Here is a 15871-nt window from a genome sequence, read left to right on the forward strand (position 1 = left end):
GTTTCTTCTTATATTGAACGATACGCAGTAATTGCAGCCTCAATACTGGTATATTCTGTTTTTTGATCTAATATCGCCAATAAGTTAGTTGTCTTAACTAAACGCCTAAATCGTGGATGTTCAATATTAACAAACAGTAATGTGACGTTTCGATGAGCTAGTTTTTGATTCAATACTTCAATTTTATCAACAGCAGTTAAGTCCATATCACTAATACTGCTGGCATCAATAATGACTAAACGCAATAGAGGACGGGTATTGGCTAAGTTTAAAATACGCTCTTCAAAGTATGAAAAAGTGGTGAAATATAAAGGTGCTGAAAAGTGAAGTACAGCAACATCTTCTTCTGCGGATAAGTTATGTTCTGGATTTAAACGTGAACGGTGTCCCCAGTGATCACAGTGTGGTTCTCGAAATAATTCTTCACAGTTTGGGCGAGTAATAATAAATATACTATGTAGTAATGATAAGAAAACACCAAACATGACGCCAATATCGATACGAAAAGTCACGATCATCAAGATGGTTGTTAAACATAAATAGAATTCTTGACGGTTTTGATGATAGATACGTTTAATTTCATTCCATTTGAAAATACTTAAACCGACATACACTAAAATACCGGACAATGTTGCTTTAGGTATCAGATGAAAAGCGCTTTGTGCATATAACAAAACCACACAAATAACCGCCGCTGAAAATAACGCCGCCCATTTTGAATGCGCACCACCTTGTTGAATTAACATGCTACGTGGTGGACTCGCATTTCCAGGGAAGCCACCAATTAAACCTGATAATACAGAACCTAAGCCGATGCCAGCAAAGTCACGGTTAAAGTTAGGGGTCGTATTACGATCTTTAATGGTACTTGATACCGCAGAGGTTTGAACGATACAAATCATTGCGATTAATAATGCTAATGGAAAAATCGTTAATGCTTGATGCCAAGGTAAACCAATAAAAGCCCAATGAAGTTCAAAGCCAGCCGGGTTTGATAAGGTTGGAATATGAATGTTCTTTGCATTTAAGGCCATTTCAATGGTGATACTGATAGCCAAGGCAATCAGTGCTGCGGGGAAACGTTTATATTGGCGACTAAACCAGAAGATAAAGGCAAACACGCCGCCACCGATGAATGTCGTGATAAGATTCAGTTGTGTGATGTGTTGCGCTAAGTGGTAAAGCGTTTGAAATGGCGATGCTGAACTGTGTGGTAAACCTAATATTGACGGTAATTGGCTAACAATAATATGAATCGACACACCGGCTAAAAACCCTAGTGTGACCGGATAAGACAATAAATTAGCCACCCAACCTAATTTAAATATATATACCCCCAATAATATCGCTCCAACAAGCAATGCTAATAGTGACGCTAATGCCATATATTGCACGCTGAATAATGTGGCGTAACTGGCAAGACTCACTGCAAAAATAGGGGCGATGGTTGAATCTGCACCACAAGATAAATAACGGTTACTACCAAAAATGAAAAAGCCAAGGCTGGATACAACAAAAACGTATAATCCATAAATAACAGGAAACCCAGCTAAATGTGCGGTCGCCATTTGAGCGGGGAGGGCAATGGCAGCGACGGATAATCCTGCAAAAATATCCTGACGCCACGTCATCATATTATGTACTCTATTTTGCATTTGATACTCCGATATCAAGATGACGTTATATAATCGGCGTGCATAATCTCATTCTTTATAGGAATGTCAAAATAGATAATTCAGAAAGATCTTGGTAACACTTTGAATTGACGAAGATAAATGCATTATAGTCACAGATAAAAGCAATAATGATTATCTTATTTTGTAGATGATCTTCTTTTATATTTCATATGGTTAGGTGATACTTGTGACAAGAAAATACTATAATAATGATTTTATAAACAAAATGAAGCGAGTGACATAATTTTATGTGTCACAAGGCTTTAAAATAGTCAGTGAGTAATGGGATCAACATACTGGATATATAGAATATACGATGTATTATTTAAGATGAAGTGAAGAGTATTACCTCATCACTTCATTGCTAGAAAGATTTAGACTGCGTGAGTACTTGAGTTTGATTTTAATCGAACAATTAATGCGATTAATGGCGTTACGATAGCAAGCACTAAAACGCCGTTCCATCCTACATGCTGGTAAAGATAGCCGCCGAAAGCTGATCCTATTGCCATGCCGATAAATACAAATGTAAACAAGATCGAATTAAGGCGTCCTCTGGCTTCAGGTTTTAGGCTGTAAACAATCGTTTGATGTGATACTAACGATGCGTTAATACCAAAATCAAACAAGATGACACACACAACTAAAAACGCGATCTGAAAATGTATGGCGAGTAATGGAATAAAGAACATCGCGATAAACGATAATATAACAATGCTAATCGTCAAGAAGAGTATTTTATTTGCACCTAAACGGTCGGCTAGCCCGCCAGCTAACGGTGCTGCGATAGCCCCCGCGGCTCCAGCTAATCCAAATAACCCCGCAGTGGCACTGCCTAAGTTGTAGTTATGTAATAAAAATACCGCGAGGGTTGTCCAAAATGCGCTAAATGCAATTGATAGTAATCCTTGAGCGATAACTGATTGTCTTAATTGCGGATATTGATGCCATAATGGTTTTAATGATCGCATTATCTGTTGATAAGTAAGTGTGTTTTGAGCCGGCATAGTGGGTAATGAAACCCAAAAATACACCATTAACATCATGATAGAGGCAGCGGCTAGTTGAAAGATAGCTTCCCATCCCCAAAATTGACCAATAATACCGCTAAAGACGCGCGATAAGAGTATGCCTGACAATAAGCCTGTCATGACAATACCAACTGATTTTCCTCTTTGACTGGGTGGTACGATTGCAGTGCTTGTGAGCACGATATCCTGTGCTGTTGTTGCTAATATTCCAATGAGTAAGCTTGTTATTAATAAACTTGGAAAAGTGGCACTAAGGCTACATAAGCCCAGTGCACCACAAAGCAACCCTAATTTAGTAATGATCAGCTTTTTTCGATTGATCATGTCACCAAGAGGAACTAGAAAAAAAATACCTAGCGCATAACCGATTTGCGTTAACGTTGGAACCAGTCCGACTTCACTGATTTTTAACTGAAATGCATGTGATAATAAGCCAATGATAGGTTGGCTATAATAAATTGAAGCGACACTAAACCCTGCGCCAACGGATAAGCCAAAAAGCTGTTTAAGCGGTAATATTTCATTGTTTTTTATTATGTTGGTCTGCGCTGTCATTGTGTATCCATGAGTGGAAAAATGTTCGATAGGAATATGCCTGAACAGAACGTGCTTTTATAGAGGGCGTTATCGTAATATTGTTATACACTCAGCGTATGAATATAAATAACCCTAAAAATCTCGATCGTATTTTGTTACTGACAACGTGGGTGAGAATTGTTGAAGCTGGAAGTTTAAGTGCTGCAGCTAAACAGTTAAAGACGACTCAACCTACCGTTAGTCGACGGTTACAATCGTTAGAACAGATATTTAAGTGCAAGCTAATGCTACGCACGACGCACCAGTTAAAATTAACCGATGAGGGAGACACTTGCTACCAGCATGCTAAGCAGTTATTAGAGCAGTGGTCGATATTAGAAGATTCGGTAGGGAGTGATACTGCAAAAATTAAAGGCCGATTGAGAGTAAGAGCGCCACATGCTTTTGGACAGCAACAATTAATCAAACCGTTAATGGAATATTTAACCCTTTATCCTGAAATGCGTATTGATTGGCTCTTGAATGATATATCACCTGACTTTCTTGCTGACAATATTGATTGTGCTATTCATGTTGGTGCGATTACAAATCCCAATGTTGTGGCAAAACTGATCGGCTATGTGCCACGTATTATTGTTGCAGCACCGAAGGTAATAAAAAAACACGGTGATATTAAGAATATTTCTGAGTTACAGCAATGGCCTTGGATCGCGGTTAGTACATTTTATAATCATGAGCTAATACTAAAGAATACGCTATCAAATGAGTTATCGGTATTAGGGCTTGATCCGATTCTATCAACCGATAATCTTTATTCAGCATTGGAGTGTATTAAAGGTGGGCTTGGTATCGGTGCAATATCATCATGGTTAGTTAAACCTTATTTACTGACCGGCCAACTTGTCCATATGGCAGAACATTGGCAAGCAGATCCATTACCTATTTATTTTGTTTATCCCTATTCAAATTATTATTCGAAAAGATTGCGGTTGTTTATGGAAGTCATGACGATAGGGATCCAACAAATGATCGGAATAGATCCTAACGGTGATTATTCTAATCTGTAGATACCTATCGATAAGGTGTGGTTTTATTCTCTTTATTTAGCAATAGATACTGTAACGATAAAATCACCCTTTGTTGTTTGTGTGATTGATAATGGGTATTGATTAATCTTACAAATATTATTAACAATAGATAGCCCTAAGCCGTAGCGATTATCATCTGATCTTGAACTATCGTATTGATATAAAGGTTGAACTAACTTTTTGATCTCAGTTTCTGAATAGTTAATCGTTGCAACATTGATCACTTCGATAATGATATTGTATTGATTATTTAGTACATTTATTTGAATGTTTGAGGCCAATGGACTGTAAAATAATGCGTTATCGATAATATTAGTTAGAATGGTTTTTAAGCTAAATTCATCGGCAATAATTACTGTATTTAGTTGTATTTTAAGTTGTATTCTATTAGTTATATTTTGATATTTAAACGTAAGTTCATGCTGAATGCTATTTAGTAATAAGGTGATATCAATTGGCTCTTTGTAGAGTTCAATGGTTGATGATGTACGTTGAAGTAATAATAAATTTTCAACAATGACTCGCATTCTATTAGAAATCTGTAAAATATCATCAGTAAATGTTTCTGCTAATCTAGCATCATTAGGAAAGCGCTGGTGGACTTCAGTTAACGTAATGAGCTCTGCAATAGGTGTTTTTATCTCATGAGCAATATCAGATGTGATTCGCTTTTCATTTTCAATACTATTGCGATGAATTATAAGAAAGTTATTTAATTCTTTAATGATTAAATCTATTTCTGAATAATGTTTCTGCTCGTAAAATGAAAAGTTGCTATTTGAATAAGCGTTATTATTGTTGAATTTTTTAATTTGTCTATTTAACGATTCTAAAGGATGTAAGCCTTGCTGAACAATTTTTTTAGCAACGATCCTCATGATTATCATAGATAATAAAAAACTGCCAATGAGTAATATATCTAATATACCTGTAATACGATCCAGACTCTTCGTTGATGTGGAGACTGTAATATACATATAGTCACTTGAACCATCTTTATTTCGTTGAATATATGAAGATAGTAGTGCTTGTCCTGACTCATTGTTTGGCATTGTTACATCAACCAATCGATATGAATTTACTGGGATTTTAGGATGAACTAAGTCTAATTCAGGATAAGGGCGAAGGGATGCTGAACGTTTGATTGTTTGGTTGTTCTTCCAGATTTGATAAACATAATTACTCCCAGGATTATCCAGTCGGGATGTGATGTCTTCATGAGCTAAGATTTTAATTTGGCTGGTTTTTTCTTTTAATTCTATTTTGAATTGTTGCTGAACCCAGTCATCAACACTGACATCAACAAAGGTAAATACAATGATAATAAATAAACCAAAAATCGCTGAGATAGAATTAATGAGATTTCTTTTTATTGAGCGTGTTTTCATTATTACTTATCCCTCAATATAATAGCCAAAACCGCGTTTGTTTTTAATTGGAAAGGTAGCATCAATCATCTTTAGTTTTATTTTTTTACGTATTGTTGATATGTGCGCTTCAATAGTATTTTTAGAGATATAATCAAAATTATTAGCAATATTATCGCTGATCATTGATGTACTCATCACTTGATCTTTATGGTTGAAAAGGTATTCAACTATTTTAAATTCATTCGGTGTTAATTCTATGTCTGTGGTCTCATAACGTAGGGTCATTTTATTTGAATCTAATATAAAGCCATTAATAGTGATCGTGTTTGTGAAGTTATTAATTAAACCACGGCGGGAGACAGCAAGGATTCTGGCATGTAATTCATCAAAAGAGAATGGTTTTGTAAGATAGTCATCAGCACCTTGAAGTAGACCATCAATACGATCTTGACGCTGATTGTTGGCTGATAAAATAATTATCCGCGTTTGAACCGCTGATTTTCTTAATTGCTTGAGTATATCCATGCCATCGATACCGGGCAACATGAGATCTAAGATAATAATATCATAAGGATTATTGAGTGCTAAGCTGAGTCCATCAGTACCATTACTAGCTTCATCAGTTGTAATGCCTAAGTTATTGAATCCTACAACTAAACTGCGGCGTAATGCGGATGAATCTTCGATGATCAATAGCTTCATTATATACTCAAATTGAAAATGTATACCTATACGAGATGTATAAGTATACATTAAATCATAATGTTATCTTAGTTGATTAAGATGGAACTCTACAGCTTGCGCTAATATCAAGTGCGGGGTTGATCACTTTAGATTGGACGCCATAAAGCCCTAATAGGCTATGGAACAAATTGTCATGTGATAGATGGCCAATATCCTCTTTATTTCTTAAGCAACTAAGATTAATGCCTTTTTGTTGAGCATATTGAGTTGGGATCCATAATAACCATGGTACATGTTTTTGTTCTTTCGGTGCGATTGGAAAAGGTGCTCCGTGTAAATAGAATCCATTTTCCCCAAGTGATTCACCATGGTCTGACATATATAGCATTGCTACATTGTATTTAGCTTCGTTTTTCTTCAATAATTTAATCACTTGTTCATCGACATAGTCGGTGTAGAGAATAGTATTGTCATAAACGTTTTTAATTTCTTGGTCAGTACAGTTTTCAATATCACTACGGTTACAAGACGGTTTGAATCGATCAAACTGTTTTGGATAACGTTGGAAATACGTTGGACCATGGCTACCAATTAAGTGTAAGACTAATAATTTGTTCTTATCGTCTTTATTTATAAAATCAGCGGCTTTCTTTAGCATTACGCCATCGTAACAACTTGTTCCATCACAGTATTGATTGTGTTGTGACGTGTCAGTTGCTACATACGGTACTCTCGCTGCAACGCCTTTTGAACCACCATCATTATCAATCCATAATACTTCAGCGCCAGCGCGATGGATAATATCAACGGCATTATCTTGGCTGTAAGCGCGATCTTGATTGTAGTGAGCACGCGTTAAATTAGAGAACATGCAAGGAACAGATAGTGCTGTATAAGTACCGCAAGATTCAACATTTTTAAATGAAATAATGCCTTCGTTTTTAGTGTAAGGATTAGTATCTCGTTTATAGCCGTTGTAAGCGTAATCATAAGTACGTGCGGTTTCGCCTAACACCATAACAAATAAGGTTGGTTTGTGGTTTTTAGTTGGCAGTAGTTTTGCATCTAAGCCTTGTTTTTTGTAGGGTAGAGGTTTGTAAATAAACTCTTTGTATAAGTATTTTCCGCCCGCGTATACATGACCAGGAATGATCATACGGTTTAAATAATGATTATTACGACCAACCGCGGCATAACTTTTATAGTTAGTCAGAGCAATAATTAGCAGTGCTGTTGTTGCAATGCCAATAAGTATAATTCGAGCAATAATTTCTTTAAAAATACTTTCACGCTTAGTGATTTTTACACAAGCGATCCAAATACTGGGTAGTAAACCAAATACGATAATATAGGTTATCGAGTGCAAATTAACATACGATAGTGCTTCATCTGAACGTGTTTGGAAGATGCTTTCGATAACTGCATTATCAAATAAGGTGTGGTAATTGACTTCAGCAAATAAAGCCATTGATGATGTTATAACTAAAAAAATCATGATGGCTTTAAAAATATATGGCCAACATAAGCAGCTGAAAATGATGATAAAAGCAGCAGTTAAAACAATAGGCGCAGTATAAGGAAATACAGGATTAGAGACTGTATTACTTAATGAGAAAATCTTTTCTAATGTCGGAAAGTTAAAACATAATGAAAAATAAAGGGATAACCATACTATAAAAGTTGTCATTTTTAAGTGGAAAATATTGCGCATTGTTTACTCTGTGTCAAATAACGAATGCTGCTATTATCTTGAGCGTAACTTAAGGCTTACTTAAGAATGATCACTGAAAGCATAGAATAGAGGTCATTTTGTGTGTTAGCGATGCTATATTATTCCATTAAGTGTGATTCTCATTTTCGGTTATAGTATCTAAAGATTTTATTTATATATTATGCATAATCAATGTTGTGCACACCAGATCGTGATGTTGCTACTGTAAAATAAAATGCTCACAATATGCCTTTGGGGAATTTTATGTGTGTCAGATTGTATTTAAGATTAGCGGTGCTTTGTTGTTAATTATACTATTTTAGTAGAGTAAAGCACCGTAATTAATAAAGTGTCATTTGTTTTCTAAATTACTATTTATTAACAGTGGTTGTTGATATTGCGTATCAGTTAGAGGTACAGGTTTGGAAAATAGATATCCTTGATACATTTCTATATCTAATGTTGCTAATATTTTAAAAACATGTTCATTTTCTACACCTTCAGCGATGATCGGTAAATTAAAGTAATGTATTAATTGTATCATTGACTGCAAGGACTCTCGTTTTTGAACGTCATTATCAATATTTCTGACAAACATTTTATCAATTTTGACGTAATCAAAAGGGTAGTCAAATAATCTATCATTGATATTATTACCACAACCAAAATCATCAAGTGCTATTTTTATACCTTTGATTTTCAAATAATGTAGTATTATTTTAAAGTCATTAGCATTACTAATGTCGTCGTTTTCTAATATTTCAATAACAATATTAATAAAAACATTTAATTCTGTTAATAGATTAATTACAGATATAGTTAAACTATGACTATAAATATTTATAGATAGAAATAATTCCTTATTTTGATGTACTGTAAAATGCTTAATGAGCTGTTGTAATAAACTAATGGTTAAACTTTCAGACAGTGGTTGATCATCTTTTATTATTGGGATAAATTTCAAGGGTAATTGAATTTCGTGTTCAGATACAATCCATCGAGCAAGTACTTCAAATCCAACTAACTTTTTGTTTATATTAACTATTGGTTGTATAAACGGTTGTATTTTATCTATTGCAATCGCATTTTTAATTTGTGCTTTTCGAGTAGCAATGCTGTTCATTTTTGGCCATTAAGACAAAGGATTATTTTTGTTTTGTTCGATGAGTAACTCTAGTAATTCAATATAGTGTGCTTTTTCTATATCTGTTTTTCCTTGGAATAAAAAGATAAGTGTATCTAGTTGGTTTGGATGACACTCATTATAAAAGAAGGTGATATTTTTTTTAGTTATTAAAGATATATTAAATAAGATATCGGACCGTGGCACTCGGGTTCCATTTTCAATATCAATGTAGGATTGTCTTGAAATATTTAGCAGTTCCGACATTTCTAATTGTGATATTTTTGATACTATTCGAGCCGTTTTTATATTGTTATGCATGTAAATTAGTTGGCATCTCCAGATGTTAAATCAATAAGTGATGATAATTCTTTAATTTTTAAATAGTATAGATCGAGAAGTTGTTCTATATCTGATAAATCATCATTTAATATTTTTTGTTGTATGAAGTTTCGCATTATTTTTACAGAAACTACGCTTTTATCATAATGTCTTTCTATCATAAACTGTCGCTAATGAGCTCTTCTTCTATTTGTTTGATTAATAATAATAAAATATCATTACTAACGTTTTTCTCAATGAGAATATTTTGAATTTTTTCTATATGTCTATCTTTCGTGTGATAAAAATAACTGATGTTCTTTCCTGATAAAATGGATAGTTTTTTTATAATATCTGCTTTAGGTGATATATCACCACGTTCAATTCTAACTAAGGTACTTCTAGAAATGCCTAAAGCCAAGGCCATATCACTTTGTGACAGTTTTAATGAATATCTAAGCCTAAGAATTTTTATATTCATTTTAAAGTTATTAGCTAGCAGAACATTTGTGTATTCTACAATATGCTTCTGTTTTTTTTAAATAAAATAATAGCTAAAAATTGTTTTTGTATTAAAAATAGGACACCTATTAAAAGTGCTATTAAGTATTGATTAATTCTTTATTGGAATATAATTTAGTGAGGGAAACTTATGTATATCTAATAGCTATTTTGAATTTATTATCACTTTGATTAAATAATTAGTTCATTTTTTTATTTTTTTTTATAAAATAATTATTAGATTCTCAAATAGTGATAATGAAGCATAATTAGTGAATTTATAAAGTGTGACAATGCTGTTTCAAATGAAACATTTGTTATTACTTATTTGCTCGTAATCAATGTTCAAAACCCTATAATCCGCTCGTTTTTGATCTCATCAAGTTATACGTTCGGAGTTGGTTTTAAATGAAAAAATTTGTACTTAAAGCAGTAGTAATTACAGTATTGGCTACAACACTTACAGGCTGTATTGGTCAAATGGGTGTATCAAAGGTCGTGACTAAAGCTAACTTATCTGCTGTTGATAACCGTTATGGGCGTGCTGGATTATATGTACTCTTAAGTCCTGTATATGGTATTGCAGCTGCTGCTGATTTATTTATCTTTAACTCAATTGAGTTTTGGACGGGTAAGAATCCAATTACGGGTAAATCACCAGCCGTTGCAGATATGAAAGTAAAAACATATATCAAACTGAATAGTATGTTAGATCGTTCTTTAACCACGGTTCCTTTGGCTAGTGTTCAACAAAGTGATATTGAAGCGGCGACGTTTAAACAGCTTGATGATAATAGTTTAGAAATGCAGGTTTCTCACAATAATGGCACAACAACATTATTACGTGGAGAAAAAGCAGGTGATGCCGTTAATTTTTATTTAGATGGTAACTTTATTACGGCTGTTACTATTGCCGATCTTGATCAGTACGCTGATTTACAAGCGTCATAATAAATTCATTATCTAATTAAGTTATTAAATTTAAACCGCATATTTATTTCAAATATGCGGTTTTTTTTATGTCTAATACAGTTATGGCAATTAAGGTAATGTTATTTTTTCTTGGGTCGTAGTGCGAGTACTACAGTTAAGAGAATCTTCTGTTCTTGGGCACTGACTACCAAAACTATGTTGGGTTGTAGTGATTGTCATTGTGTGACTTGCTATGTTGATATTTTTAATCGCATAGCTGGTATCAGAGTGCTCTTTTGTCATTAACACTTGATCTGTGTTTACATTTTTAATGACTAGTTTTCCGTTATTAGAACCACCGCCTGGTTGGGGGTAGTTAGGTAATAAGGGGGAGTTCTCTAAATAGGCAACGCGGGTACCATTAGCATAGAAATGTGCATTAGCCGGTGCTAAATAATGTTGTGTAGTTGTTGATAGTTGTTGTTTATCATTATGAATAAGTACGTCATAGCCATAATTAATATTACCACCACCGGCACCAGATGGTCTCATCATCGCTTTTAGAATGATGTTTTTACCATTAGGACTAAATTTATAAGGAATAAAGATAGCACTACTATTACCTGTTCTACTAGTGGTGGCTAATGTACCAATAATATATGGATGTTGATTTTTTGCATCAGAAGCAACGAGCTTGAGCTGCCAGTTACTGCAACGGTTATTTTTAAGTGCACTGCATCCAACGAATGTTCTCACTACGGTATCACATTGAGCATTAACCAAAGATTTAGCGTAAACGTATTGACTTGGAATTAATTGAGTCACATTTTTAGGAGGGCGACGGGTAATACCTGAGCATTGTTGAGTATTATTTTTTACGCTATTTGCATATTCTCGTAATGACCCATTTAAACGTTGCCACTTTTTACTTACTGTCATTAATGCTGTTGCATTATGCTTTATATCATATAATTGGCGTTGAATATTAAGTTGAATACAACCTTCCATATATTTTTGTTGGTTGCATTGTTTTTTTATATGTTCATGCCATTGATTTTGCGTATTTGTTGTTACCACTTGATCAACAGGGGACTGTGTTTTTTTTAATTGTGTATACGCTTGTTCAAGTTGGTTATTCATTTTGGTTAATGCTGAGGAAGCGCAGATCGTTTTTTCTATTGCAGAAGCTGGGCTATTGCATTGCAGACCTTGAGCATTAACGTTAAAACTAATGATAAGAGCACTACCCATCATCACCAAAGATAATAATGGTTTGTAAGAGGATAATGGCATGATAATGTCCTTAATATTTCTATAAGTGATGTTTGGCGTTATCTTGCCGTAGCGGTAAAAAATAATGTATTTAATATTAAAACGGATAACGATATTTATAAGATGAATATATTTCTATATTATTGTCTGATAATAGTCTATTAACTTATAAAATTGCAAACCATTGTATATTGGTTTTTTTTATTGATAAAAACGCCTGCCATTATTGAGCAAGCGTTTTTGTATATCAAAGAGAGATAATCGTATCAATTAATGTGTGCGGCGGGGGCCTTTGCTCACTAATTCTTTACCGTTTTCAAATACAGCATCGCTCACCCAACGCCCATAAATAAGCTGATGTTGGTTATTAAAAACAGCAACAAAGTGACGACCATCAGTATTGTTAGTTGCCATACCGATACCTTCGATACCCTGTAAACCTAGACCGCCGTTTTCAACTGAAAGCAAAAAAGCTTCTAGTTCTTCAAGGCTATCGATAACACTTAGTTCATTATTAATCATTTTTGTTCTCTTTTACGTGATTACATGTTGCGATAGCGTATTTTAAGAAAAAACGACCAATTACACTAGCCTAATTGTTGAGATAACAATAGTGCAGCGACAATGAAACCATCTTGACGTTGATTATTGCCTTCAATATAAGCATTCGCAATTGTACTGTTATTGGTTGATAACCATAAGGTTCCATCAGGTTTAATTACTGCATTGGCAACGGTGCCATGATTATCTTGTAACCAAATTTGATTACCATTACGCAAGATTGCAAATGGAGGTTGAGTGCTCGTTTCATTAATCCAAAGATGGTTATTTTTAAGGATCACAACACCTTGGTTATTCGTTAATGCTTGAATGATCTTATTTTTATCCATTTGATGAAAAATAACAAAGTTTGGTGTTTGAGTTTCATTAGTCGGTAACCAAACTTGATTGTTTTTTATTATTGCATTTGGCGTAATGCTTTTACTGTTGCTATTTAACCAGATATTACTTTCAGCGAAAGCATGGCTAGAAAATAGTATGGTGAGCAGGATTAGATGATATATTTTTTTCATTGGATTATGACCATCAATATAGAATATGAACAATATACATTATTAAAGTTCTGTTGTGATGATCGAAGAGTAGTAATTAATAACTTTTAGTTTCTAGTTAGATACGGTTATTCATGCTATACAATGAATATTCAATAACATACTGACGACACATTGAGGGAGTAACATGTCTAGTCATAAAATAAATACTCAGCTGATTACGGCAGGAAGATCGAAGAAATTTGGTTTAGGAGCGGTGAATAGCGTTATTCAACGAGCATCTTCATTAGTGTTTGATTCTGTCGCAGATAAAAAGCAAGCCACGATCAATCGTGCTAATGGTGAATTGTTTTATGGTCGTCGAGGCACATTAACTCATTTTTCATTACAACAAGCGATGGTTGAAATAGAAGGTGGTGCTGGGTGTTATCTTTATCCTTGTGGTGCGGCAGCTGTAGCGAATTCAATTTTAGCATTTGTAAAAGCGGGCGATCATTTGTTAATGACGGGCGCGGCTTATGAACCAACTCAAGATTTCTGCAATGTGGTATTAAAAGGGCTTAATGTTGATACTACATATTATAATCCTCTCATTGGCGCTGGTATTGCGGACAAAGTACAGCCCAATACTAAAGTGGTATTTTTAGAGTCACCAAGTTCTATTACCATGGAAGTGCAAGATATTCCGGCTATTGTTAAAGCGGTTAGGGCGATTAACCCTGAAGTGGTGATCATTGTTGATAATACATGGGCTGCTGGAGTGTTATTTAAAGCACTTGATCATGATGTAGACATATCTGTTCAAGCGGGCACCAAATATATTGTGGGCCATTCTGATGCGATGTTAGGTACTGCTGTTGCAAATAGCCGTTGCTGGGATCAATTGCAAGAACGATCATATCTGATGGGGCAAATGGTGGACGCTGACACTGCTTATGTCGCAGCCCGTGGCTTACGTACGATGGGAGTGCGTTTAAAGCAACACCATGAAAGTAGTATTAAAATTGCAGAGTGGTTAGCACAACACCCTCAAGTTGAACGAGTTAACCATCCCGCGTTACCTAGCTGTAAGGGGCACGAATTTTTCCTACGTGATTTTAATGGTAGCTGTGGTTTATTCTCTTTTGTGTTAAAAAAACGTCTTGATAGTCATCAGATTGCGGATTTTTTAGATAATTTTAAACATTTCAGTATGGCGTATTCATGGGGGGGCTATGAATCTCTTATTTTAGCCAATCAACCTGAAGAACTTAATCGTATTCGCCCTGCGGGTAAGGTTGATTTCGAGGGTACATTGGTACGCGTTCATATAGGATTAGAAGATTGTGACGATTTGCTTGATGATCTTGCGCAAGGGTTAATGCGTATTGCTTAACTTTTATAAATTAAACGTCTTAGCATCAGTATGTTAAGACGTTTAATTGGTTTTAGCTATTGCAACAATAGCTATAAATTTTGTATTGCATTATCTATTTTTCATTTACCTCCAAAATATTATTATTCATTTAAAATCATATTCTTATTGTTACTTTTGATATTGATCAATGGGTAGCTATTCTTATTTATTCTGTTTTTAGCTCTTGCTACGGAATTTACCAGTATTGGCGCTATTGCCATGATGAAACGAGAGTGGTATCTTTTTTGGCATAGATAAGAATGATTATCAATAAGATTTAGCATTTAAGAACCCGTTATTAATAAATATCATGACCTAATGAAGCATATGAAAGCGTGATAAGGTAATAATTGTTTACTATTTATTGTTGTTTCATACTAGGTTTTTTTATTTTTAATTACTATTAATAAGATTATTAATATATATATCCCAATAACAATAATTAGCGCCGATCTTAATATCAAAAATAAAAATATAGAGGTTGCTATGAAAAATACTCGAATTGTTTTAATCCGTCATGGTCAAAGTCAGTGGAATAAAGAGAACCGTTTTACAGGTTGGGCTAATATACCATTAACAGAACAAGGTGAAGCAGAAGCACATATAGCAGGTAAAAAATTAATAGAAAATAATTTTAAATTTGATTTTTGTTATACTTCAATGCTGAACCGTGCAATAAAAACGTTATCAATTGTTTTAGAAGAGCTTGATTTATTATGGTTGCCTGTTGATCATTGCTGGCAATTAAATGAACGCCATTATGGTAATTTGCAAGGCTTAAATAAGGCTGAAACAGCAGAAAAATTTGGTGATGAACAAGTGTTTACGTGGCGTAGAAGCTATGATACACGACCACCAGCAGTTGATAAAACCAGTTACTATTACCCGGGTAACGATAAGCGATATGCAAATCTTACTATTGACGAATTACCTGTTGGCGAATCACTGAAAGACACTTATGAACGTGTTATACCATTTTGGAACGAGGAAATTGTTCCTAAAATAAACAGCGGAGCTGATATTCTTATTGCTGCTCATGGCAACAGTTTACGGGCGTTAATGAAACACCTTAGTGATATTGCTGATGATGAAATAACACAGATAGAAATTCCTACTGGAGTACCGCTAGTCTATGAATTAGACAGCAATTTGAAAGCAATAAAATATTATTATTTATAAGAGTACCTAAGTACTTAA

General features: G+C 34.3%; 15 protein-coding genes. 4 read left to right on the plus strand and 11 right to left on the minus strand.

Going from position 1 to position 15871, the window contains the following annotated elements; genetic code table 11:
• Positions 1 to 8: 8 nt before the first annotated feature.
• Together C9I86_RS04920 and C9I86_RS04925 are read right to left on the minus strand one after the other, a co-directional pair.
• On the minus strand, positions 9 to 1655 hold the full coding sequence (locus tag C9I86_RS04920; RefSeq protein ID WP_080157288.1) for a SulP family inorganic anion transporter: 1647 nt from the start codon (positions 1653 to 1655) through the stop codon (positions 9 to 11).
• A gap of 395 nt (positions 1656 to 2050) precedes the next feature.
• Positions 2051 to 3262 carry an MFS transporter gene (locus C9I86_RS04925; protein WP_107275800.1) on the minus strand — a complete coding sequence of 404 codons (1212 nt, stop codon included), beginning with the start codon at positions 3260 to 3262 and terminating at the stop codon, positions 2051 to 2053.
• A gap of 80 nt (positions 3263 to 3342) precedes the next feature.
• Here C9I86_RS04925 and C9I86_RS04930 point away from each other — a divergent pair, with 80 nt between their 5' ends.
• Positions 3343 to 4311, plus strand: coding sequence for a LysR family transcriptional regulator (locus tag C9I86_RS04930; protein ID WP_199190745.1), 969 nt, complete (start codon positions 3343 to 3345; stop codon positions 4309 to 4311).
• 32 nt (positions 4312 to 4343) lie between these two features.
• On the opposite strand, the gene C9I86_RS04935 is transcribed toward C9I86_RS04930, so the two are convergent.
• The 6 genes from C9I86_RS04935 to C9I86_RS04960 all read right to left on the minus strand — a co-directional run bounded on the left by C9I86_RS04935 (position 4344) and on the right by C9I86_RS04960 (position 10022).
• Positions 4344 to 5720 (minus strand): HAMP domain-containing sensor histidine kinase, encoded by a 1377-nt coding sequence (locus C9I86_RS04935; RefSeq protein WP_080157292.1) that lies wholly within the window; start codon positions 5718 to 5720, stop codon positions 4344 to 4346.
• A 6-nt stretch (positions 5721 to 5726) separates the two neighbouring features.
• Entirely contained in the window at positions 5727 to 6404 is a 678-nt protein-coding gene (locus C9I86_RS04940) for a response regulator transcription factor (protein ID WP_080157294.1), read from the minus strand.
• Positions 6405 to 6480: 76 nt separating this feature from the next.
• Complete coding sequence (locus C9I86_RS04945; RefSeq protein ID WP_080157765.1) at positions 6481 to 8073, minus strand: phosphoethanolamine transferase; 1593 nt, start codon at positions 8071 to 8073, stop codon at positions 6481 to 6483.
• A gap of 376 nt (positions 8074 to 8449) precedes the next feature.
• Positions 8450 to 9220 (minus strand): EAL domain-containing protein, encoded by a 771-nt coding sequence (locus C9I86_RS04950; RefSeq protein ID WP_107275803.1) that lies wholly within the window; start codon positions 9218 to 9220, stop codon positions 8450 to 8452.
• A gap of 9 nt (positions 9221 to 9229) precedes the next feature.
• The gene (locus C9I86_RS20380; RefSeq protein WP_080157297.1) at positions 9230 to 9541 is read right to left on the minus strand and encodes a helix-turn-helix transcriptional regulator; all 312 of its coding nucleotides are present in this window, start codon (positions 9539 to 9541) and stop codon (positions 9230 to 9232) included.
• 178 nt (positions 9542 to 9719) lie between these two features.
• Positions 9720 to 10022: a helix-turn-helix domain-containing protein gene (locus tag C9I86_RS04960; protein ID WP_107275804.1), complete on the minus strand. Its 303-nt coding sequence runs from the start codon at positions 10020 to 10022 to the stop codon at positions 9720 to 9722.
• A 428-nt stretch (positions 10023 to 10450) separates the two neighbouring features.
• Between C9I86_RS04960 and C9I86_RS04965 the strand changes: the two genes are divergently transcribed.
• Positions 10451 to 10993 carry a DUF3332 domain-containing protein gene (locus C9I86_RS04965; RefSeq protein ID WP_080157300.1) on the plus strand — a complete coding sequence of 181 codons (543 nt, stop codon included), beginning with the start codon at positions 10451 to 10453 and terminating at the stop codon, positions 10991 to 10993.
• A gap of 90 nt (positions 10994 to 11083) precedes the next feature.
• On the opposite strand, the gene C9I86_RS04970 is transcribed toward C9I86_RS04965, so the two are convergent.
• From C9I86_RS04970 to C9I86_RS04980, 3 genes are all read right to left on the minus strand, one after another.
• Positions 11084 to 12247, minus strand: coding sequence for a lysozyme inhibitor LprI family protein (locus C9I86_RS04970; protein ID WP_107275805.1), 1164 nt, complete (start codon positions 12245 to 12247; stop codon positions 11084 to 11086).
• Between the two features lie 249 nt (positions 12248 to 12496).
• Complete coding sequence (locus C9I86_RS04975; protein WP_107275889.1) at positions 12497 to 12745, minus strand: hypothetical protein; 249 nt, start codon at positions 12743 to 12745, stop codon at positions 12497 to 12499.
• Between the two features lie 68 nt (positions 12746 to 12813).
• Positions 12814 to 13299 (minus strand): hypothetical protein, encoded by a 486-nt coding sequence (locus C9I86_RS04980; RefSeq protein ID WP_107275806.1) that lies wholly within the window; start codon positions 13297 to 13299, stop codon positions 12814 to 12816.
• Between the two features lie 166 nt (positions 13300 to 13465).
• On the opposite strand from C9I86_RS04980, the gene metC reads away from it, so the two are divergent.
• Both metC and gpmA read left to right on the plus strand, forming a co-directional pair.
• Positions 13466 to 14653, plus strand: coding sequence for a cystathionine beta-lyase (metC, locus tag C9I86_RS04985; RefSeq protein WP_107275807.1), 1188 nt, complete (start codon positions 13466 to 13468; stop codon positions 14651 to 14653).
• Positions 14654 to 15160: 507 nt separating this feature from the next.
• The gene (gpmA, locus tag C9I86_RS04990) at positions 15161 to 15853 is read left to right on the plus strand and encodes a 2,3-diphosphoglycerate-dependent phosphoglycerate mutase (protein WP_107275808.1); all 693 of its coding nucleotides are present in this window, start codon (positions 15161 to 15163) and stop codon (positions 15851 to 15853) included.
• Positions 15854 to 15871: the final 18 nt, after the last annotated feature.

The organism is Photobacterium sp. NCIMB 13483, assembly GCF_003025475.1.
Taxonomy (GTDB): Bacteria; Pseudomonadota; Gammaproteobacteria; order Enterobacterales; family Vibrionaceae; genus Photobacterium; species Photobacterium piscicola.